Source organism: Allorhizobium sp. GW101-3B10 (assembly GCF_059424725.1).
Map to the genome: position 1 here is coordinate 1,922,926 of NZ_JBWKZR010000001.1, position 19,506 is coordinate 1,942,431.

At 63.6% G+C, this 19,506-nt stretch carries 16 protein-coding genes and 1 tRNA gene; 8 read left to right on the forward strand and 9 right to left on the reverse strand.

All coding sequences use genetic code 11. From position 1 onward, the window contains the following. Positions 1 to 53: 53 nt before the first annotated feature. The 4 genes from AC07Y0_RS09435 to AC07Y0_RS09450 all read right to left on the reverse strand — a co-directional run bounded on the left by AC07Y0_RS09435 (position 54) and on the right by AC07Y0_RS09450 (position 3,595). Entirely contained in the window at positions 54 to 224 is a 171-nt protein-coding gene (locus tag AC07Y0_RS09435; protein WP_498676663.1) for a hypothetical protein, read from the reverse strand. A 167-nt stretch (positions 225 to 391) separates the two neighbouring features. After that, on the reverse strand, positions 392 to 1,711 hold the full coding sequence (locus AC07Y0_RS09440; RefSeq protein ID WP_498676666.1) for a homoserine dehydrogenase: 1,320 nt from the start codon (positions 1,709 to 1,711) through the stop codon (positions 392 to 394). Between the two features lie 62 nt (positions 1,712 to 1,773). Next, positions 1,774 to 2,991 (reverse strand): LL-diaminopimelate aminotransferase, encoded by a 1,218-nt coding sequence (locus tag AC07Y0_RS09445; RefSeq protein ID WP_498676667.1) that lies wholly within the window; start codon positions 2,989 to 2,991, stop codon positions 1,774 to 1,776. 229 nt (positions 2,992 to 3,220) lie between these two features. Further along, on the reverse strand, positions 3,221 to 3,595 hold the full coding sequence (locus tag AC07Y0_RS09450) for an SHOCT domain-containing protein (protein ID WP_498676669.1): 375 nt from the start codon (positions 3,593 to 3,595) through the stop codon (positions 3,221 to 3,223). A gap of 145 nt (positions 3,596 to 3,740) precedes the next feature. On the opposite strand from AC07Y0_RS09450, the gene AC07Y0_RS09455 reads away from it, so the two are divergent. The 5 genes from AC07Y0_RS09455 to sthA all read left to right on the forward strand — a co-directional run bounded on the left by AC07Y0_RS09455 (position 3,741) and on the right by sthA (position 9,724). After that, complete coding sequence (locus AC07Y0_RS09455) at positions 3,741 to 5,633, forward strand: PHA/PHB synthase family protein (RefSeq protein WP_498676670.1); 1,893 nt, start codon at positions 3,741 to 3,743, stop codon at positions 5,631 to 5,633. A 78-nt stretch (positions 5,634 to 5,711) separates the two neighbouring features. Further along, positions 5,712 to 6,470 (forward strand): DNA/RNA nuclease SfsA, encoded by a 759-nt coding sequence (gene sfsA, locus AC07Y0_RS09460; protein WP_498676672.1) that lies wholly within the window; start codon positions 5,712 to 5,714, stop codon positions 6,468 to 6,470. Then, a complete protein-coding gene (gene map, locus AC07Y0_RS09465; RefSeq protein WP_154720852.1) occupies positions 6,471 to 7,307 on the forward strand; it encodes a type I methionyl aminopeptidase in 837 nt (278 codons plus the stop codon). Between the two features lie 2 nt (positions 7,308 to 7,309). After that, positions 7,310 to 8,164, forward strand: coding sequence for a RadC family protein (gene radC / locus AC07Y0_RS09470; protein ID WP_498676674.1), 855 nt, complete (start codon positions 7,310 to 7,312; stop codon positions 8,162 to 8,164). A 156-nt stretch (positions 8,165 to 8,320) separates the two neighbouring features. Beyond that, positions 8,321 to 9,724 (forward strand): Si-specific NAD(P)(+) transhydrogenase, encoded by a 1,404-nt coding sequence (gene sthA / locus AC07Y0_RS09475; RefSeq protein WP_498676676.1) that lies wholly within the window; start codon positions 8,321 to 8,323, stop codon positions 9,722 to 9,724. Between the two features lie 166 nt (positions 9,725 to 9,890). Here sthA and bioB read toward each other — a convergent pair whose 3' ends face one another. The 5 genes from bioB to AC07Y0_RS09500 form a co-directional block, all read right to left on the reverse strand. After that, entirely contained in the window at positions 9,891 to 10,877 is a 987-nt protein-coding gene (gene bioB, locus AC07Y0_RS09480) for a biotin synthase BioB (RefSeq protein WP_498676680.1), read from the reverse strand. Continuing rightward, entirely contained in the window at positions 10,874 to 11,449 is a 576-nt protein-coding gene (locus AC07Y0_RS09485; RefSeq protein ID WP_498676683.1) for a biotin transporter BioY, read from the reverse strand. The genes bioB and AC07Y0_RS09485 overlap by 4 nt, the downstream gene beginning before the upstream one ends. 136 nt (positions 11,450 to 11,585) lie before the next feature. Further along, positions 11,586 to 12,212 (reverse strand): GntR family transcriptional regulator, encoded by a 627-nt coding sequence (locus tag AC07Y0_RS09490; protein WP_498676685.1) that lies wholly within the window; start codon positions 12,210 to 12,212, stop codon positions 11,586 to 11,588. Between the two features lie 277 nt (positions 12,213 to 12,489). Then, the gene (gene tig / locus AC07Y0_RS09495) at positions 12,490 to 13,971 is read right to left on the reverse strand and encodes a trigger factor (protein WP_498676686.1); all 1,482 of its coding nucleotides are present in this window, start codon (positions 13,969 to 13,971) and stop codon (positions 12,490 to 12,492) included. A gap of 404 nt (positions 13,972 to 14,375) precedes the next feature. Next, positions 14,376 to 14,789 (reverse strand): tyrosine-type recombinase/integrase, encoded by a 414-nt coding sequence (locus AC07Y0_RS09500; RefSeq protein WP_498676687.1) that lies wholly within the window; start codon positions 14,787 to 14,789, stop codon positions 14,376 to 14,378. A 15-nt stretch (positions 14,790 to 14,804) separates the two neighbouring features. On the opposite strand from AC07Y0_RS09500, the gene AC07Y0_RS09505 reads away from it, so the two are divergent. The 3 genes from AC07Y0_RS09505 to AC07Y0_RS09515 all read left to right on the forward strand — a co-directional run bounded on the left by AC07Y0_RS09505 (position 14,805) and on the right by AC07Y0_RS09515 (position 19,395). Beyond that, positions 14,805 to 14,887 (forward strand) — tRNA-Leu (locus tag AC07Y0_RS09505). 811 nt (positions 14,888 to 15,698) lie between these two features. Continuing rightward, positions 15,699 to 17,156 (forward strand): multicopper oxidase family protein, encoded by a 1,458-nt coding sequence (locus AC07Y0_RS09510; protein ID WP_498676689.1) that lies wholly within the window; start codon positions 15,699 to 15,701, stop codon positions 17,154 to 17,156. Between the two features lie 10 nt (positions 17,157 to 17,166). Next, positions 17,167 to 19,395 carry a copper-transporting P-type ATPase gene (locus AC07Y0_RS09515; protein ID WP_498676691.1) on the forward strand — a complete coding sequence of 743 codons (2,229 nt, stop codon included), beginning with the start codon at positions 17,167 to 17,169 and terminating at the stop codon, positions 19,393 to 19,395. Positions 19,396 to 19,506: the final 111 nt, after the last annotated feature.

Consider the following 19,506-nt stretch of genomic DNA (forward strand, 5'->3'; position numbering starts at 1 on the left):
TGTGGATGGGAGGCTTGCGGATCAATCGTTCCGGGAGGACCGAATCCGCTTCCTCAGGACAGGAGCCAGGCAACGGCCATGAAAGGAATCGTCATCAACGACACGTAGAGCAGGATCACGGCCCAATTCCGCGCGCCTTCGAAATCGTCGTCCTCCAGCCGCCAGCGCTCCTGCCGCGAACGGCCTTGTCTCCCGCCGTAGTCGCGTTTGTCGATCGAGATCATCAAGCCCCTCCCCGAACTCGATTTCACAGAAGGCACAGAGTAACCGGCTCGCGCAAAAGATGCGAGAGGATAGTTCCAAGAAGGATCGGAGAGGGGGAAAAACAGGGCCGCACGGGCCGGAATGGGCGGATGCCGGCCCACAAGCCGGCACCCGCTCGAACCACTTGTCAGGCCGTCTTCGGGCGCTCGATGCGAATCACCTGCGGCTCGCCGACGAGATAACCTTCGCTCTTGATGGCGGCGACGGCCTTGCGCACCGCGTCTTCCATCGTCGCATGGGTGACGAGAATGATCGTGACCGGCGCGTCGGCCGCGGCATGCTCCGACCGCTGCACGATCGATTCCAGCGAAATGTTATTATGCGCCATCTTGGTGGCGATGCTGGCAAAGACGCCGGTGCGGTCGACCACCGTCAGGCGGATGAAATAGCCGCCCTCATGGCTGCGCATCTGCGCCTGGCGATAGGGCTCGAGCAGATGCGCCGGGCGGCCGAGCACGGGAACCTGCTGGGTGCCGGGACGGCTCTTGGCGATGTCGGTGATGTCACCGAGCACGGCCGACGCCGTGGCATTGCCGCCGGCGCCAGGGCCGACCATCAGCAGTTCGCCGAGAATGTCGGATTCGAGCGCAACCGCATTGGTCACGCCGTCGACCTGGGCGATCACCGACTCGAGCGGCACCATGGTCGGGTGCACGCGCTGTTCGATGCCGGTCTCGGTGCGCTGGGCGACGCCGAGCAGCTTGATGCGGAAGCCGAGGTCGCGGGCGGCGTGGATGTCCTCGATCGAGATATTGCTGATGCCCTCGAGATAGATGTCGTCGGCCGAGATCTGGCTGCCGAAGGCAAGCGTGGTCAGGATCGACAGCTTGTGCGCCGTATCGTTGCCCTCGATGTCGAAGGTCGGATCGGCCTCGGCATAACCCAGACGCTGTGCTTCCTTGAGGCAGGCCTCGAAGGACAGGCCTTCCTTCTCCATCCGGGTCAGGATGTAGTTGCAGGTGCCGTTCATGATGCCGTAGACGCGGGAGAAATGGTTGCCCGTCAGGCTCTCGCGCATGGCCTTGATGACGGGGATGCCGCCGGCCACGGCCGCTTCGTAGTTGAGCAGCAGGCCCTTTTCCTCCGCCATGATCGCCAGTTCCACGCCGTGGCGGGCGAGCAGCGCCTTGTTGGCGGTCACGACATGCAGACCGCGCGCAAGCGCTGCGCGCACCGACTTGTCGGCCGTGCCTTCGGCGCCGCCGACCAGCTCGACCAGAACGTCGATGTCACCCTTTTCGGCCATTTCGACCGGATCGTCGAACCAGGTGATGCCGCTGATGTCGACGCCGCGATCCTTGCTGCGATCGCGCGCCGACACGGCGGTGATCTGGATGGCGCGGCCGCAGGAGACGGCCAGTTCATTGCTGCGCTGTTGAAGGATGCGGACCAGCGAGGCACCAACGGTGCCGAGACCCGCAATGCCAATTTTAAGGGCATCAGCCATAAATAAATCCTGACAATTCAAAAACGTGGGAAATGGCGGCCGCGAAACGGGCCGCCAGGAATTCAGCGATGGACGTTGAGCGGGATGACGTTGTGCATCGTCTCGTCGGCGGTCGACAGGAACTTCTTGATGCTGCGCGCCGCCTGACGGATGCGGTGCTCGTTCTCGACGAGAGCCAGACGGACGTATTCGTCGCCCATCTCGCCGAAGCCGATGCCCGGGGCGACCGCCACGTCGGCCTTCTCGACCAGAAGCTTGGAGAATTCCAGCGAACCGAGCGAGCGGAACTTTTCCGGGATCTTGGCCCAGGCGAACATGGTCGCCGCCGGCGGCGGCACTTCGAAGCCGGCCTTGCCGAAGCTTTCGACCATCACGTCGCGGCGACGCTTGTAGATGGAGCGGACCTCGGCGATGTCCGAGCCGTCGCCGTTCAGCGCGTGGGTGGCGGCCACCTGGATCGGTGTGAAGGCGCCGTAATCGAGGTAGGACTTCACGCGGGCCAGCGCCGCGATCAGCCGCTCGTTGCCGACGGCAAAGCCCATGCGCCAGCCGGGCATGGAAAAGGTCTTGGACATCGAGGTGAACTCGACCGCTATATCGATCGCGCCCGGCACTTCGAGCACGGACGGCGGCGGATTGTCGTCGAAGTAGATTTCCGAATAGGCGAGATCGGACAGCACGATGAGGTCATGCTTCTTGGCGAAGGCGATGACGTCCTTGTAGAAATCGAGGCTGGCGACGCGGGCCGTCGGGTTGGACGGGTAGTTGATGATCAGCGCGATCGGCTTGGGGATCGAATGGCGCACCGCGCGCTCGAGCGGCGGGAAGAAGGTCTCGTCCGGTTCGACCGGGATCGAACGGATGACGCCGCCGGTCATCAGGAAGCCAAAGGCATGGATCGGATAGGTCGGGTTCGGGCAGAGAACCACGTCGCCCGGCGCGGTGATCGCCTGGGCCATGTTGGCAAAGCCTTCCTTCGAGCCGAGCGTCGCCACGACCTGGGTGTCGGGGTTGAGCTTGACGTTGAAGCGGCGGGCATAATAGGCCGCCTGGGCACGGCGCAGGCCGGGAATGCCGCGCGACGAGGAGTAACGATGGGTGCGCGGGTCCTGAACCACTTCGCAAAGCTTGTCGACGATCGCCTGCGGCGTCGGCAGGTCCGGATTGCCCATGCCGAGGTCGATGATGTCGGCGCCCGCGGCTCGCGCGCTCGCCTTCAAACGATTGACCTGTTCGAAAACGTATGGCGGCAGACGCCGGACCTTATGAAATTCTTCCATCTTCAACCCCTGAGACCGCACGGCCTGGACCGCGGCAGGCGGGTTCGTTTTGCCGAGTTAAGCCCGTCCCGCAACGAACCGCATAACCGGGACGGGTGAAGTTAAGATGCCCGCGGCATGATCGCCGCCAATCTTGACGCAATTGCGCCCGAAGGCCAGGTCGATCCGAAGCGGAACCCTCCTGCCCCCAATATGTTGCTTTGCGTAAAAAGCCGGGCAAAGGCAAGCGCTATTTGGCGATTTGCGCCTGCGCGTCCGCCCCGTGTTCGGCCGCGAGTTTGCGCAACAGCAGAAGCCGGCGCTGATATTCGGCTTCGGAAATGGCACCGGACTTGCGCGCATGGCCGAGAGCCGAGAGCTTGGCCTGCAATTCGGCCGCCTCCTCGTTGCCCATCTGCACATTGGCGGCGGTCAGAGAGCCGGAAAAGTCCGGATAGCCGTCCGGCGAGCGCGAAAGCTCTGCGGCCGGAGCGTCGGGATCGGCGACGGTGACATCGAGGCTCGCCGCGCGGCCGGGCGCTTCGGCAGGCGGTCCGGCCGGCGTCGTGCAGGCCGAAAGCACGGCCAGGAGGCCAAGCACGGTCAGGTGCCTTGCGCCACGCATTGTCCCAATTGCCCAAGTATCAGCGATCATTATCGAATCCAGACGCCGGCAGTCTGCTCGGCACGCTCAAGCCTTAAGTTCGTCACACAGCGTATGTCACACTATGCTTTCGTAAGTATGGAACTTGTAGTCGTTTTCAGGCAGGATGCGCAATTGCAAAAGACGCCGAGAAAATGATCCTGGGGAGGACGGTTTGACCAGCACACGCGAAGAGGCCGGACAGGGGGGCGCAAAGGCGGCGGGCTTCGATCCGAAACTGATCGAACCCTATGTCGTCAAGGACCCGCAAGCCCTGACGCTCAACGTGGCGAAAGCGCTGGAAAACCTGGGCAAGGCAGCCTCGAGCTGGCTCGGGCCGCGCGAGCGCGGCGAAGTCGTCGATCCCGTTTCCGAACCGATGGCCGAGCTGGTCAAGACCATGTCGAAGGTGGCGGAATACTGGATGTCCGACCCCAAGCGCACGCTGGAGGCGCAGACGCAGCTGATGGCCGGCCTGTTCGGCATGTGGACCCAGACGCTGTCGCGATTCTCGAGCGAGGGCGAGGCCCAGCCGCTCCAGCCGATCAAGGACAAACGCTTCGCCGACGAGGACTGGCAGCGCAATCCGTTCTTCGACTTCCTGCGGCAGGCCTATGTCATCCTGTCGGACTGGGCCGAGAAAATGGTCACGCAGGCGGAAGGGCTCGACGAGCATACCCGCCACAAGGCCGAATTCTACATGCGGCAGATCACCGCTGCGCTGTCGCCCACCAATTTCGTCATCACCAATCCGCAGCTCTATCGCGAGACGGTGTCGAGCCACGGCGCGAACCTCGTCAAGGGCATGCAGATGCTCGCCGAGGACATCGCCGCCGGCGGCGGCGATCTGCGGATCCGCCAGACCGACACCAGCAAGTTCAAGGTCGGCGAGAACATGGCGGTGACGCCCGGCAAGGTGATCGCCCAGAGCGAGATCTGCGAGGTCATCCAGTACGAGGCGGCAACCGATACCGTGCTGAAGCGGCCGCTTCTGATCTGCCCGCCGTGGATCAACAAATTCTACATTCTCGACCTCAATCCGCAGAAGTCGTTCATCAAGTGGTGCGTCGAGCAGGGCCACACCGTGTTCGTCATCTCCTGGGTCAATCCGGACGAGCGCCATGCGAAGAAGGACTGGGAATCCTATATCCGCGAAGGCGTCGATTTCGCCCTCGACACGGTCGAGAAGGCGACCGGCGAGACCCAGGTCAACGCCATCGGCTACTGCGTCGGCGGCACGCTGCTCGCCGCAGCCCTCGCGCTGCATGCGCAGGAGGGCAACAAGCGGATCGCCAGCGCGACGCTGTTCACCACGCAGGTCGATTTCACCTATGCCGGCGATTTGAAGGTCTTCGTCGACGAGGGGCAGATCGGCAGCATCGAGGACCGGATGAAGTCCTCCGGCTTTCTCGACGGCTCGAAGATGGCTTCGGCCTTCAACATGCTGCGCGCTTCCGAGCTGATCTGGCCCTATTTCGTCAACAACTACCTGAAGGGCCAGGATCCGATGCCCTTCGACCTGCTCTACTGGAATTCCGATTCGACCCGAATGGCGGCCGCCAACCACTCTTTCTATTTGCGCAACTGCTACCTCAGCAACACGCTGAGCCAGGGCAAGATGGAGCTCGCCGGCAAGACGCTGTCGCTCAAGGACATCAGGATCCCGATCTACAACCTCGCCACCCGCGAGGACCATATCGCCCCGGCAAAATCGGTCTTCGTCGGCTCCAGCTTGTTCGGCGGACCTGTCGAATACGTGCTGTCCGGCTCGGGCCATATCGCCGGGGTCGTCAATCCGCCCGACAAGCAGAAATACCAGTACTGGACCAATGGCGCGGTCAAGGGCGCCTACGAGGACTGGGTGGCCGGGGCCAAGGAGACGCCGGGCTCCTGGTGGCCGCACTGGCAGCGCTGGATTGAGGCGATGGACGACGAACGCGTTCCCGCCCGCGTTCCCGGCGGCGGCGCGCTCAACGCCATCGCCGATGCGCCGGGTTCCTATGTCCTGGCAAGGGTGTAGCGGCAGCGCGGCCGCCCGTTTCGTCCCGCATCCGCCTATCCTTTGCGGCCACGCAGCAGACACGCTAAATCGGTCGCCATGAAATTTGACCCGCCTCTCGTTCCTGCCCGCCTCGTCCGCCGCTACAAGCGCTTCCTGTTCGATGCCGTGCTCGAGGACGGCCGCGAGATCACCGGGTTTTGCCCCAATACCGGGTCGATGCAGGGGCTGACGGCACCGGGCTCGCGCATCTGGCTCTCGCAGCACGACAGTCCCAACCGCAAATATGCCCATGCCTTCGAGCTGATCGAGGCCGAGGGCACCGTGGTCGGCGTGCATGCGGCCATCGCCAACCGGCTGGCCGAAGAGGCGATCCGCAGAGGGCTGGTATCGGATCTCGCCCGTTATCCGGTCCTTGCCCGGGAACAGCGCTACGGCACGCGGTCGCGCATCGATTTCCTGCTCTCCGCACCGGATCGACCGTCGGCCTATGTCGAGGTGAAGAACGTGCATTTCATCCGCCAGGCGGGCCTTGCCGAATTTCCCGACACGGTGACCGCCCGCGGCGCGCGGCACCTGGAAGAGCTGATCGAGATCGTCCGCGGCGGACAGAGGGCCGTCATGCTCTACCTCGTCCAGCGCGAGGATTGCCGGTCCTTGCGCATCTGCGCCGATCTCGACCCGCTCTATGCACGGACCTTTGCCCGCGCGATCGAGGCCGGCGTCGAGGCTCATGCGGTGAAATGCAGGGTCACGCCCACGGAAATCGTGCCGCTCGGCCCGATCGCCATGGACGAACCCGGCCTTGCTGCATTATGTACGACGAATACAGCACTTTCCACGACCGAAAGCGGATGAATGGTAACCTATATCGAAGCGGCGACCGCCCCGCTCAAGAACACCGGCGCGATCAGGCTCTACGGACCTGAGGACTTCGCCGGCATGCGCAAGGCCTGCCAGCTGACGGCACGCTGCCTCGACGAACTCGTGCCGATGGTCAAGCCCGGGGTGACGACCGACGCCATCGACCGCTTCGTCTTCGAATTCGGCATGGACAACGGCGCGCTGCCGGCGACGCTCAACTATCGCGGGTACACCAAATCGGTCTGCACCTCGATCAACCACGTCGTCTGCCACGGCATTCCCAATGACAAGCCGCTGCGCGAAGGTGACATCGTCAATATCGACGTGACCTACGTTCTCGACGGCTGGCACGGCGATTCGAGCCGCATGTATCCGGTGGGCGAGATCAAGCGCGCCGCCGAACGCCTGCTCGAAGTCACCTATGAATGCCTGATGCGCGGCATCGCCGCCGTGCGCCCCGGCGCCCGCACCGGCGCCATCGGCGAGGCGATCCAGACCTATGCCGAGGCCGAGCGCTGCTCCGTGGTGCGCGATTTCTGCGGCCACGGCGTCGGCCGCCTGTTCCACGACAGCCCGAACATCCTGCATTACGGCCGGGCCAACGAGGGGCCGGAACTGAAGGAAGGCATGATCTTCACCATCGAGCCGATGATCAATCTCGGCCGGCCGCATGTGAAGGTGCTGTCCGACGGCTGGACGGCGGTCACCCGCGACCGCTCGCTGACCGCGCAGTACGAGCACGCCGTCGGCGTCACCGCGACGGGTTGCGAGATATTCACCCTGTCGCCGGGCGGCTTCGACCGGCCGGGCCTTCCACCGCTCAAGGGCTGACGATGGCCAAGCCCCCTCCTCCCGGCCCCCTCGACACCGAAGACGAACCCGCCTTCGACCTGCGGGGGGCGGACAGAGGGGCAGAGGGCGAGGCCGGCGACGAACGGGGCTTCTTCGCCGAGCAGGCGGCGAAATCCGGCGGTCTGAAGAAGCGTTCCGCCATCACCGGGACGGCTGAGGCCACGGACGCCCATTATCACGGCCATCGCGACCGGCTGCGGGCGCGCTTCCGCGAGAGCGGCGATACCGCGCTGGCCGACTACGAGATCCTCGAACTCCTGCTGTTTCGCCTCATCCCGCGGCGCGACACCAAGCCGATCGCCAAGGCGCTGATCGCCCGCTTCGGCACGCTCGCCGGCGTCTTCGGTGCCCAGCCGGCGCTGCTGCAGGAGGTCAACGGCGTCGGCGAAACCGTCGCGCTCGATCTGAAACTGATCGCCAGCGCCGCCCAGCGCATGCTGAAAAGCGAGATCCGTGGCCGCCAGGTGCTCTCCTCCTGGTCCTCGGTCATCGACTACTGCCACACGGCGATGGCCTACGAATCGACCGAACAGTTCCGCATCCTCTTCCTCGACAAGCGCAATGCGCTGATCGCCGACGAGGTGCAGGGCCGCGGCACGGTCGACCACACGCCGGTCTATCCGCGCGAAGTGGTCAAGCGGGCGCTGGAACTCTCGGCCACCGCCATCATCCTCGTCCACAACCACCCCTCCGGCGACCCCACCCCGTCGCGCGCCGACATCGACATGACGAAGATGATCGTCGACACGGCAAGGCCGCTCGGCATCGCCGTGCACGACCACATCATCATCGGCCGCGACGGTCATGCGAGCCTCAAGGGGCTCAGGCTGATCTGAGGTCGGCCCGTCCGTCCCGCCTTCGGCGCCCGCGCCCTCCGTCTTGCCGCAATGCGAAAAGCGATAACCAAACGGTTAGGATGGCCTGCTATCGTGCCGCCGGGACAGATCGCGCGGGACGACCAGACTTGCGCCCGACATTCGGGGACACCAGGCATGAACCAATATGATTTCGTCGTCATCGGCAGCGGACCGGCCGGACGCCGGGCGGCGATCCAGGCCGCCAAGCTCGGCAAGAAGGTCCTGGTGATCGAGAAGGGCACGCGCGTCGGCGGCGTCTCCGTGCATACCGGCACGATCCCGTCCAAGACCCTGCGCGAGACGGCACTCAACCTCACCGGCTGGCGCGAGCGCGGCTTCTACGGCCGCTCCTACCGCGTCAAGCAGGAGATCTCGGCGGAGGACCTGCGCCGCCGCCTGCTGATCACGCTCGACCACGAGGTCGACGTGCTGGAACATCAGTTCGCCCGCAACCGGGTCTCCCAGCTTCGCGGCCATGCCCGCTTCATCGACAGGAACACGCTGGAGGTCGAAAAAGAGGACGGCGAGATCATCCGCATCCATGCGGGAGCCGTGCTGCTGGCCGTCGGCACAAGGCCCTATCGCCCCGCCCATATGCCCTTCGACGGCGAGAAGATCATCGACAGCGACGAGATCCTCGAGATCAAGGACCTGCCGCGCTCGATGATCGTCATCGGCGCCGGCGTCATCGGCATCGAATATGCGACGATCTTCTCCGCCCTCGACACCGCCGTCACCGTGATCGAACCGCGCGACAGCATGCTGGAATTCCTCGACAAGGAGATCGTCGAGGATTTCGCCTACCAGCTGCGCGACCGCAACATGAAGCTGGTCTTCGGCCAGACGGTGGAAAAGGTCGAGAAGGACACGACCGGCAAGTGTCGCGTGACACTGCAGAACGGCCGCTCGATGATCGCCGAAATGGTGCTGTTCGCCGCCGGCCGGGTCGGCGCCACCGACGGCCTCGACCTTGCCGCCTGCGGGCTCGAGGCCGACAGCCGCGGCCGCATCAAGGTCGATCCGGACACGTTCCAGACCGCCGTTCCCGGCATCTATGCCGCCGGCGACGTGGTCGGCTTCCCCTCGCTCGCCTCGACCTCGATGGAACAGGGCCGCATCGCGGCACGCCACGCGGTCGGCGCGCCGGCGCAGGAGCCGCCGCAATTCTTCCCCTACGGCATCTATGCCGTGCCGGAAATCTCGACCTGCGGGCTCACCGAAGAGGAAGTGCAGCAGCGCGGCATCCCTTACGAATGCGGCGTCGCGCATTTCCGCGAGACCTCGCGCGGCCACATCATGGGCCTCGACAGCGGTTTGCTGAAGATGATCTTCTCGCTGAAGACCCGCCGCCTGCTCGGCGTCCACATCGTCGGCGAAGGCGCCACCGAACTCGTCCACATCGGCCAGGCGGTGCTGAACCTCAAGGGCACGGTCGAATATTTCGTCGAGAACACCTTCAACTATCCGACGCTCGCCGAAGCTTACAAGATCGCCGGCCTGGATGCCTGGAACCGCATGGGGGAATTGCAGGGGGCGTGAGCTGTGGGGGCTGGTTTGCGCCACAAGCGGTCGTCAGAACAGCGCTCGGACATGGCAGTTTTCGATCTCCATATAAGTCGTTCCAGCCCGAAAGCTGCCATTTCGCTGCAGCTATCAGAGCGTAAAGGATCCCAAATAGCGGGTGCGCGGCGTCTTTCTGCCGTCCTCACGGCGCGGGGACGGACATGCCGAGGCGTTGCTGTTGCCCTATTGCGGCGAACAGCTCGGCATCCTCGCCGATCCCGGCATTCGGCGTGGTGAGCAGCGTATCACCGTAGAACACCGAATTGGCGCCCGCCACGAGACAGAGCACTTGCGCCTCGCGGTTGAGCGCTGAACGGCCGGCCGAAAGCCGCACCGTCGAAGTGGGCATGACGAGGCGGGCCGTCGCCACCATCCGCACCAGCGCCAGGGGATCGACGCGCGGCCGGTTCGCCAGTGGCGTGCCCTCGACCGGCACGAGCGCGTTGATGGGGACGCTTTCCGGATGCGGGTCCATCGACGCCAGAACATGCAGCATCGAGGCCCTGTCGCGGATCGACTCACCCATGCCGATAATGCCGCCGCAGCACAGGTCTATGCCAAAGGAGCGCACGGTCGCGAGCGTATCCAGCCTGTCCTCGTAAGTCCGGGTGGTGATGATCTGGCCGTAGAACTCGGGGCTCGTGTCGAGGTTGTGGTTGTAGGCGGTCAGGCCGGCGGCCGCGAGGCGTTCGGCCTGGTGCGGTTTCAGCATTCCCAGCGTGACGCAGGCTTCCATGCCGAGGGCACGAACGCCCTCGACCATTTCGAGAACAGCATCGAACTCCTTGCCGTCGCGCACCTGCCGCCATGCAGCACCCATGCAAAAGCGCTCGGCTCCCGCTGCCTTGGCGGTTTCTGCCATGGCGATGACCTTTGCCGGCTCCATCAGCCGGTCGCGGGTCAGATCGACCTCGCGGTGATGGGCCGACTGCGGGCAGTAAGCACAGTTCTCCGGGCAGCCGCCGGTCTTGATCGACAAAAGGCTCGCCTTCTGGACCTTGTTCGGATCGTGGTGCTGCCGGTGCACGGCGTTGGCCCGGCCGACCAGTTCCAGCAACGGCAATTCGTGAAGGCCGACGATCTGGTCGATAGTCCAGTCATGCCTGATCGTTCCATCGCGCGCCGTCATTCGCCCTTGCTCCAAAGCCGGGCGATGGAGGCCGGAAGCATAAGGCTGCCCACCGCCACGACGCCGATCTTGACCAGATCGCCGAGCAGGAAGGGAAGAACGCCAACCGCGAGAAGCTGGCCGGCCGGGACATAGACCGCAAGCCATGCGATGCCGATCCCATAGATCGGGACCATGCCTGCTAGCATCGCGCCGGCGCGGCCAGGCATGCTCTTGCCGGCCGCCAGCACGCCGACGAGCCATGATGCAATGAGATAGCCGAGAAGATAGCCGCCGGTCGGGCCGACCATATAGGCTAGGCCGATGCCCCGTTCCGGGGAACCGGAGAAGACCGGCAGACCCAAGGCGCCGGCCGCAAGATAGGCAAGGAAGACCGACACGGCCAGACGCGGCCCGAATGCGACGGCGAATGCCATGACGGCCATCGTGTGGAGTGTCATCGGCACGGGCCAGAACGGAATCTGCACCTTGGCGGCAAGCGTCATCAGAGCCGTTCCGGCAATGATGGTCAACGCAGTCCGCGTTGCCAGGGCTAATCGGCTTTCGATGGGTTTCGTGGCGGTGTCGCTCATTCTGTATCTCCTTCAGCTTAAAATTATAGATAATATTGAGAATCTATCGCTAAATGAATCCACAGAAATACAGTCATGGCAATAGCCACGCTCGCGACGTGACTTTTTGATCGTAGATTTGATGCGTTACATCAGCCTATTTCGGCTTTTTCGGCTCGATCGTCTGAACGTGGCGTGCGAGCGCGGATGCGGCCGTTTCGACGTGTCCGGCCCTCAGGGCATCGAGGATCGCGCGGTGATCCCGGTCGGTCGGCGCCTCCCACTCGGCCCGCCATCCGGAAAACAGGAACCGGGCGCTCGCCGTATGCAGATCATCGATCGCGTTGAGCAGCCGGGGCATCCCGCAGGGGGTCAATATGATGCGGTGGAACGCGCGATTGGCTTCCTCCCACGCCTGAACGTCGCGTGCGCGATCGCCCGCCCTGTTCGCTTCCTCTGCCTGGTCGAGAATGGCTCTGGTCAGATGTGGAACGGCATTGCGCAGCGCCAGGGTCTCCAGCGCGGCACGCATCTCCGCGACTTCGCGCACCTCTTCGAGGCTGAAGCCGGCAACCCGGACACCCCGGCGAGGTTCGCTGACGACCAGTCCTTGCGACTCCAATCGTCTGAATGCCTCGCGCACCGGAACATGGCTCGCGCCGAACTCATCGGCGATGTGATCTTGCCGCAGCTTTGCACCGGCTTCGATCTCGCCCGCGATGATGCGACTGGCGAGCGTCCTGCTGATCTGTGCGGCAATCGTGTCTGATTTGGCGGTCGTCATGGTTTTATAGATAATTCGGATGGAGCCAGCTGTCGATCCGCGATGTGCTCGAAAGTGAACCGCTATTGGAAAAGACGGCGAAAGGCTGCCTTTGCCGTCTCCCTGTCGAAGACAGACCGTCAGGTTTTCCACCATTGTGCGAGTTTAGTCGACCAACTTTCATGACCGCTTCGGGTCGAATACCGCCATAACAACTCAACCCGCTCCCGCCCCCCACACAGCAAAAAAGGCCGCCCACCGGGCGGCCTTTCCACATGTCCGTTCAACAACCCGAAGCTTACTCGGCGTCGCCTTCGGCGGCCTTCTTCTTCGGAGCAGCCTTCTTCTTCGGAGCGGCTTCTTCGCCTTCGGCGGCGTCGTCAGCCTTGGCAGCGGCCTTCTTCTTCGGGGCTGCCTTCTTGGCCGGCTTGTCGCCTTCTTCGGCCTCGTCGTCGGCCAGCAGCTCTTCCTTGGAGACCTTCTTGTCGGTCACGTCGATTTCAGCCAGCAGCTTGTCGATGACCTTCTCTTCGAAGATCGGGGCGCGCAGCGAAGCGGAGGCGCCGGGCGTGTTGCGGAAGAAGTCGAGGATCTGCTTTTCCTGGCCCGGGAACTGCTGAAGCTGGGCGAACAGCGCCCGCTGCATTTCGTCCTCGGAGACTTCGACGCCGCCCTTTTCACCGATTTCCGAGAGAACGAGGCCGAGACGAACGCGGCGCTCGGCGAGCGTGCGGTATTCGGTACGGGCTTCTTCTTCGGTCGTGTCTTCGTCGGCGAAGGTCTTGCCGGACTGGGCGAGATCGGTGTTGATCTGGCGCCAGATGTTCTCGAACTCGGCGTCGACGAGCTTGGAGGGCGTGTCGAACTGGTAGAGTTCGTCCAGCTGGTCGAGGATCTGACGCTTGACCTTCTGGCGGGTGACGTTGCCGTACTGGCTCTCGATCTGGCCGCGGACGATTTCCTTCAGCTTGTCGAGCGATTCGATGCCGAGCTTGGAGGCGAGTTCGTCGTTCAGTTCGATGGCGGCGGGGCTGGCCACTTCCTTGACGGTGATGTCGAAGGTGGCTTCCTTGCCGGCGAGGTTGGCGGCCGGATAGTCGGCCGGGAAGTTGACGGTGATGACCTTTTCATCGCCAGCCTTCAGGCCGACGAGCTGGTCTTCGAAACCCGGGATGAAGCGGTTCGAACCGATGACCAGTTCGGCATCCTCGTCCTTGCCGCCGTCGAAGGCAACGCCGTCGACCTTGCCGAGGTAGTCCATGGTGACGCGGTCGCCTTCGGCGGCCTTGCCCTTCTTGGTTTCGAAGGTGCGGGCGTTCTCGGCGATCTTCTCGATCTGCTCGATCACTTCCGCATCCGAGACCTCGACCACTTCGCGGGTAACCTTGAGGCCGTCGACCGGCTTCAGTTCGATCGGCGGGATGATCTCGTAGGAGAGCGTGAACTCGAGGTCGGCCTGGGCCGACAGGATCTTGTCGGCTTCGGCCTCGTCCTCGGTCATGGCGATTTCCGGCTGGGTCGCCGACTTTTCGCCGCGCTCCGACAGGATGGCGGAGGGCTGTTCGCGGATGATCTCGTTGACCAGTTCGGCCATGATCGACTTGCCGTACATCTTCTTCAGGTGACCGACCGGAACCTTGCCCGGGCGGAAGCCGTTGATGCGGACCTTGTCCTTGGTCTCGGCCAGGCGCTCGTTCATGCGAGCTTCCATGTCCTTGGCCGGAATGACGACCTTGATTTCGCGCTTCAGCCCTTCAGCGAGCGTTTCGATAACCTGCATGTTCTTACCTTCATGTCGTGGCGGCCGTGCTCGGACAGCCGGTTGTTTCCCTGAGCACGACGCCGGAATCCTATGTTCCCGGACGTGGCTGCGGCGCAGTCTTCAAGCATTCCTGCCAGGCAAAACGGTGATAACAGCAGCGGGATCGTCACCCGGTCCGTCTCGCACCGCCCGCTCGGCAATCTGGTGCGGGTAGAGAGACTTGAACTCCCACGCCTTGCGGCACCAGAATGTAAATCTGTCCCCTGCGCTTTACTTTTCCCTAATTCTCTTATTAGTTCAGAGACTTAGAGCTTCCCGAATGCTTTGTACTTATCCCGTGTGACCGGCTTTTCGGTCACTTTTTCATGTGACCGGTCACATCTCGGTCACACGGTCACGGGCGCTGATACACCTGAAAGGCGCTAGATTGCAAGCCGTTTCCGCTCGGTCGTAGTGTGGGAATTTTGCTGCATCGTATCGACCCGCTTGTGACCCGGCAGCTCTTGCACGGTGCGGATATCCACACCCGCGCCAAACACCTGCGTAGCGAAGATGTGCCTCAGAACCGGAGGCGTGAACTCCGCATGCCCGTCCATGCCAGGCGCCGCCTTCATAGACAGCCCCCGATCTCGGATCACTCTCGGCTTCAGCGTGAAGACCTTGTCGTCCGGATTGGTGAAGCCGGCCGGGGCTTCCAGGCGACCGGACAGCTGGTCAGCCTTCATCTGGGCTTGCCAGTCTAGGGCTTGCCGCTCATCCGGGAGGTCCTTCCGGTGTCTCTTCCCCTTGCAGGTGATAGACACTTGCCAGCAGTCGCCGCGTTGTTTAACAGACATGCGCTGCTCCTTTCAGCCCGGTTGGTGGAATTGGTAGACACACTTGGTTTAGGTCCAAGCGCGAGAGCATGGGGGTTCGAGTCCCTCACCGGGCACCAGAGTTCCTCAGATACTCCTTCGCAGAGACGAATGCGCTCGAGCCGCGCTGCGAACGCTCAGATCGCGATGCTGCTCGTACTCACGGTGCCAGCCCCGCAGGGCATTCTTGGTGGGATAGCCCAACCGGCGAATAGTCGCCTTAACCCGCTTGCCGAGCTTGATAGACAGCTCGACTGCTCGAAGCCTGTCTGCTTAGGCCTGCAAACTTCCTGATTTTTTCCTCGGACACCGCCAGCCCATAGCCAGAAACGTAGAGCGCCTGCAGAACCCCCTTGACCTTCCCCTCATGGGAAGGTGCACTGTTTCCCTGATGCCTCGATTGACGGAGATCAATCCCGGCAGACTGGAAGGCGCTAGAGTTGGCGCCGTCGGTGATGATGAGAGACGTGTATGAGTTCGGCCCGCGGGATTCAGAGCTGGTTGAGAGTGGTGGCGACCGCGCTGGCGATCGCGCTGGTCTTCGCCGCTGTCCAATCGCACGCCTCACCGGACCTGTGCGCCAGATCTGCTGAACTGGCGGACGCGCACCATCACAATCCTCATCCAGACTCGAACCATCAGGATGAGGATCAGGGAGACTGTTGTCTCAGCGCGTGCGTTCTCTGCGTGGCGCCGATCCTTGGGCCCGGGACGATCCTGAAGACCGTTGCCCCGACCATTGCTCCCCTGTGGCGATCCAGCCGGCTATCCGGGCAGGCTCCCTCTCCGGGATGGCACCCTCCCCGATCGGCTGGCTGACGAAGCGCGCATCGCGCGGACTTCACCTGTCAACAGCATGGTCGTGAAGCGACCGGGATCGAGAGAGATATCATGTTTAGAAGAGATTTCCTGAAGACGCTCGCCGTCGGTGCGACGGCCCTTTCACCATTGGCGAGCGCCGTGGCAAGAGCCACAACGAGCACCAACGAGCTGGTCATCGGCAAACGCACGCTGGAGGTGAACGGCAAGCCGGCCTCCGTCTTCGGACTGACCAACCGAGCGGGCACAGCCGGACTGGTTCTGGATGCCGACACCAGGTTCGACGTTCTCCTGAAAAACCAGAGCGGCGAGGAAACGCTGATCCACTGGCACGGGCTGACGCCCCCCTGGGAGATGGACGGCGTGCCCGGCAATCCGTCGACCCTGCTGCCATCGAACGAAACGCGAGCCTATGACTTTCCGGTCGGCAGGGGCGGAACCCACTGGATGCATGCCCACACCTTGCAGGAGCAGAACCTGCTGGCGGCGCCCCTGATCGTGCGCACGGCCGAGGACCGGGCCCGCGACGAGCAGGAGGTCGTGGTTCTCCTGCACGACTTCTCCTTCAAATCGCCAGAGGAACTGCTGGCCGAGCTCCAGTCCGGCGAGGGTGGCCACGCCATGCCTTCGGGCCATGGCGGCATGACATCGATGATGAACATGCATGGCGGGCACCAGATGGGCGGTGGCGGAACGGCTGCGGGCATGCCGATGATGGCCATGCCGGCCATGGACCTCAACGATATCGAGTACGACGCCTATCTCGCGAATGACCGCACTTTGGAGGATCCGGAGATCGTCCGCGTCGAGCGAGGCGGACGTGTCAGGCTGCGCATCATCAATGGCGCGACGGCGACCGGGTTCACGATCGATACCGGCTCGATCGAAGGCGAGCTCATCGCGGTCGATGGGCAGGACGTCATGCCGGTCCGCGGTCGCCGGTTTCCCTTGTCGATGGGGCAGCGTGCCGACATACGAGTGAACCTGCCGGCGGAGGAAGGAGCCTTCCCTATCCTCGCTCTTCGCGAGGGCGCGGTCGAGAGGACGGGCATCGTCCTGGCGACGCCGGCGGCGCGTGTCGAGAAGCTCGAAACATCGGGCGCCAACAAGGGACCGGTTCTGGACCTCTTGCTGGAGCAGAGGCTGCAGAGCCTCTCGCCCCTTCCGGTGCGCCCGGCAGACCAGCGGTTCGAACTGATGCTCGGCGGTGACATGGCCACCTACAAGTGGGGATTCACTGCCGACGGCCCGCTCGACATGGTCGAGGGCCAGCGGGTCCGGATATCGATGCACAACATGTCGATGATGGCCCACCCCATGCATCTCCATGGCCATCATTTCCAGGTCGTGGCGATCAACGGAATGGCGCTCAACGGCGCCATGCGGGACACCGTGATGCTTCCGCCGATGGCACAAGTTGCGATCGAATTCGACGCCGACAATCCGGGACGCTGGCCGCTGCACTGTCACCATCTCTATCACATGGCGACCGGCATGATGACCTTCGTCGACTATGGCAAGGCAGGGTGAGGAGGTTCCCATGAACGACCAACATCACACGCATCGCCAAGACCAGCACGAACATGCGCATCACCATGATGGTCATGCCCCGCGCCCGTCAGCTCCACCGGCCCCGGCCGGCGGGGAAATGTCGAAGGCGACGATCTACACCTGCCCGATGCATCCGCAGATCCGGCAGAACGGCCCTGGCAACTGCCCCATCTGCGGCATGACCCTCGAGCCAGAGATGCCCGTTGCCGCTGAGCATGGCAGCGACGAGTACGCCGACATGTCCCGGCGCTTCTGGATCGGTTTGATCCTCAGCCTTCCCGTGCTGGCGCTGGAGATGGGCGGACATCTGACGAATCTTCACGGCGTACTGATGCCGCAGACATCGAACTGGATCCAGCTGGTGCTGGCAACACCTGTCGTGCTCTGGGCGGGCTGGCCGTTCTTCGAGCGCGGCTGGCGGTCGATCCTCAGTCGCCACCTCAACATGTTCACGCTTATCGCCATGGGCGTCGGAGTGGCCTGGCTCTTCAGCGTCGTTGCCACCCTGCTGCCCGGCATATTTCCCGAGACCTTCCGTTCGACCGAGGGAGCGGTTGCGGTCTACTTCGAGGCCGCCGCCGTCATTACGGTTCTCGTTCTGCTGGGCCAGGTCCTGGAACTGCGTGCACGGGAGCAGACCGGCGGTGCCATTCGCGCGCTTCTCGATCTCGCGCCCAAGATCGCCAGGCGGGTGCGGGCCGATGGCGCCGACGAGGACATAGCCCTTGAGGCCGTCAGCGTCGGCGACATGCTGCGTGTTCGTCCCGGCGAGAAAGTGCCGGTCGACGGGGTGCTGAAAGAGGGGCGAAGCTCAGTCGACGAGTCCATGATCACGGGGGAATCCATGCCCGTGACCAAGGAGCCCGGAGCACGGTTGATAGGCGGCACCATGAACCGGACCGGCGGCTTCGTCATGGAGGCCGGCCGCGTCGGCGCAGACACCATGCTGTCACAGATCGTCAAGATGGTGGCCGAGGCACAGAGGTCCCGCGCACCCATCCAGCGTCTCGCAGACCAGGTTTCTGGCTGGTTTGTTCCGATCGTCGTCCTGATTGCCCTGGCCTCGTTCTTTCTCTGGGTTTTCCTCGGTCCGGAACCGCGCTTCGCCCACGGGCTTGTTGCCGCCGTTGCGGTTCTCATCATCGCGTGTCCTTGCGCGCTGGGATTGGCCACGCCCATGTCGATCATGGTCGGCGTCGGAAAAGGCGCGAGCGTCGGTGTCCTCATCAAGAACGCGGAAGCGCTGGAGAGGTTCGAGAAGGTCGACACGCTGGTGCTGGACAAGACGGGCACGCTCACCGAGGGCCAACCTCGGCTCACGGCAGTCGTTCCCGCCCCCGGTTTGCCCGAAGCGGACGTGCTGAGAACCGCCGCCAGCCTGGAACGATCGAGCGAACATCCGCTGGCGCTGGCAATCGTCAATGCGGCGGTCGAGAGGCGCCTGTCGCTCGGGGACGTCCAGGACTTTGACAGCCCTGTCGGAAAGGGCGTCACGGGCGTTTTCGAGGGACGAAGGGTCGTCTTGGGAAGCCACCGGATCATGGAGGAACACGCAATCGACCTGACTGCCTTCCTCTCCAAGGCCGAAAGCCTGCGCAATGACGGAGCAACCGTGATCTTCATGGCGGCCGATGGAAAGGTCGAAAGCCTGTTTGCGATCGCGGACCCGGTGAAGCAGACGACGCCGGAAGCGCTGAGAACGCTGGTGGATGAAGGCATTCGCATCGTCATGCTGACGGGCGACAACCGGACGACCGCGGAAGCCGTCGCCCGACGCCTCGGGATCGCGGAGGTCGAGGCGGAGGTCCTTCCGGAAGACAAGAGCAAGATCGTGTCGCGCCTGAGAGGTGAAGGACGGATCGTCGCCATGGCAGGGGATGGCGTAAACGACGCGCCGGCTCTCGCCGCCGCCGACGTCGGGATCGCCATGGGCACGGGCACCGACGTCGCGATGGAAAGCGCCGGGGTCACGCTGTTGAAGGGAGACCTGATGGGTATCGTGCGGGCGCGACAACTCAGCCGCGCCACGATGGCCAACATTCGCCAGAACCTGTTCTTCGCCTTCGTCTACAATGCCGCGGGCGTCCCCATCGCAGCCGGGCTGCTCTATCCGTCCTTCGGGATCTTGCTGTCGCCGATCATTGCCGCGGCAGCGATGGCCTTGTCATCCGTCAGCGTGATCGGCAACGCGTTGCGCCTGAGAACGACCCGGATATGAACCTCGAGACATAGGCATCCCGCCCCGGTCGATGACCGGGGCTTCTGCCGCCGACGCAATCTGTTACCTTCCAGAAATACATGGCGCGGTTTTCTCGAGTAGAATACGGAT

Excerpts from the sequence above, each read along its gene's own strand:
- AC07Y0_RS09490 (WP_498676685.1), bottom strand. The coding sequence starts at position 12,212 with ATGACGACCGCCAAATCAGACACGATTGCCGCACAGATCAGCAGGACG.
- AC07Y0_RS09440 (WP_498676666.1), bottom strand. The coding sequence starts at position 1,711 with ATGGCTGATGCCCTTAAAATTGGCATTGCGGGTCTCGGCACCGTTGGT.
- sfsA (WP_498676672.1), top strand. The coding sequence starts at position 5,712 with ATGAAATTTGACCCGCCTCTCGTTCCTGCCCGCCTCGTCCGCCGCTAC.
- AC07Y0_RS09455 (WP_498676670.1), top strand. The coding sequence starts at position 3,741 with ATGCGCAATTGCAAAAGACGCCGAGAAAATGATCCTGGGGAGGACGGT.
- AC07Y0_RS09445 (WP_498676667.1), bottom strand. The coding sequence starts at position 2,991 with ATGGAAGAATTTCATAAGGTCCGGCGTCTGCCGCCATACGTTTTCGAA.
- AC07Y0_RS09450 (WP_498676669.1), bottom strand. The coding sequence starts at position 3,595 with ATGCGTGGCGCAAGGCACCTGACCGTGCTTGGCCTCCTGGCCGTGCTT.
- sthA (WP_498676676.1), top strand. The coding sequence starts at position 8,321 with ATGAACCAATATGATTTCGTCGTCATCGGCAGCGGACCGGCCGGACGC.
- bioB (WP_498676680.1), bottom strand. The coding sequence starts at position 10,877 with ATGACGGCGCGCGATGGAACGATCAGGCATGACTGGACTATCGACCAG.
- AC07Y0_RS09510 (WP_498676689.1), top strand. The coding sequence starts at position 15,699 with ATGTTTAGAAGAGATTTCCTGAAGACGCTCGCCGTCGGTGCGACGGCC.
- radC (WP_498676674.1), top strand. The coding sequence starts at position 7,310 with ATGGCCAAGCCCCCTCCTCCCGGCCCCCTCGACACCGAAGACGAACCC.
- tig (WP_498676686.1), bottom strand. The coding sequence starts at position 13,971 with ATGCAGGTTATCGAAACGCTCGCTGAAGGGCTGAAGCGCGAAATCAAG.
- AC07Y0_RS09515 (WP_498676691.1), top strand. The coding sequence starts at position 17,167 with ATGAACGACCAACATCACACGCATCGCCAAGACCAGCACGAACATGCG.
- AC07Y0_RS09435 (WP_498676663.1), bottom strand. The coding sequence starts at position 224 with ATGATCTCGATCGACAAACGCGACTACGGCGGGAGACAAGGCCGTTCG.
- map (WP_154720852.1), top strand. The coding sequence starts at position 6,471 with ATGGTAACCTATATCGAAGCGGCGACCGCCCCGCTCAAGAACACCGGC.
- AC07Y0_RS09485 (WP_498676683.1), bottom strand. The coding sequence starts at position 11,449 with ATGAGCGACACCGCCACGAAACCCATCGAAAGCCGATTAGCCCTGGCA.
- AC07Y0_RS09500 (WP_498676687.1), bottom strand. The coding sequence starts at position 14,789 with ATGTCTGTTAAACAACGCGGCGACTGCTGGCAAGTGTCTATCACCTGC.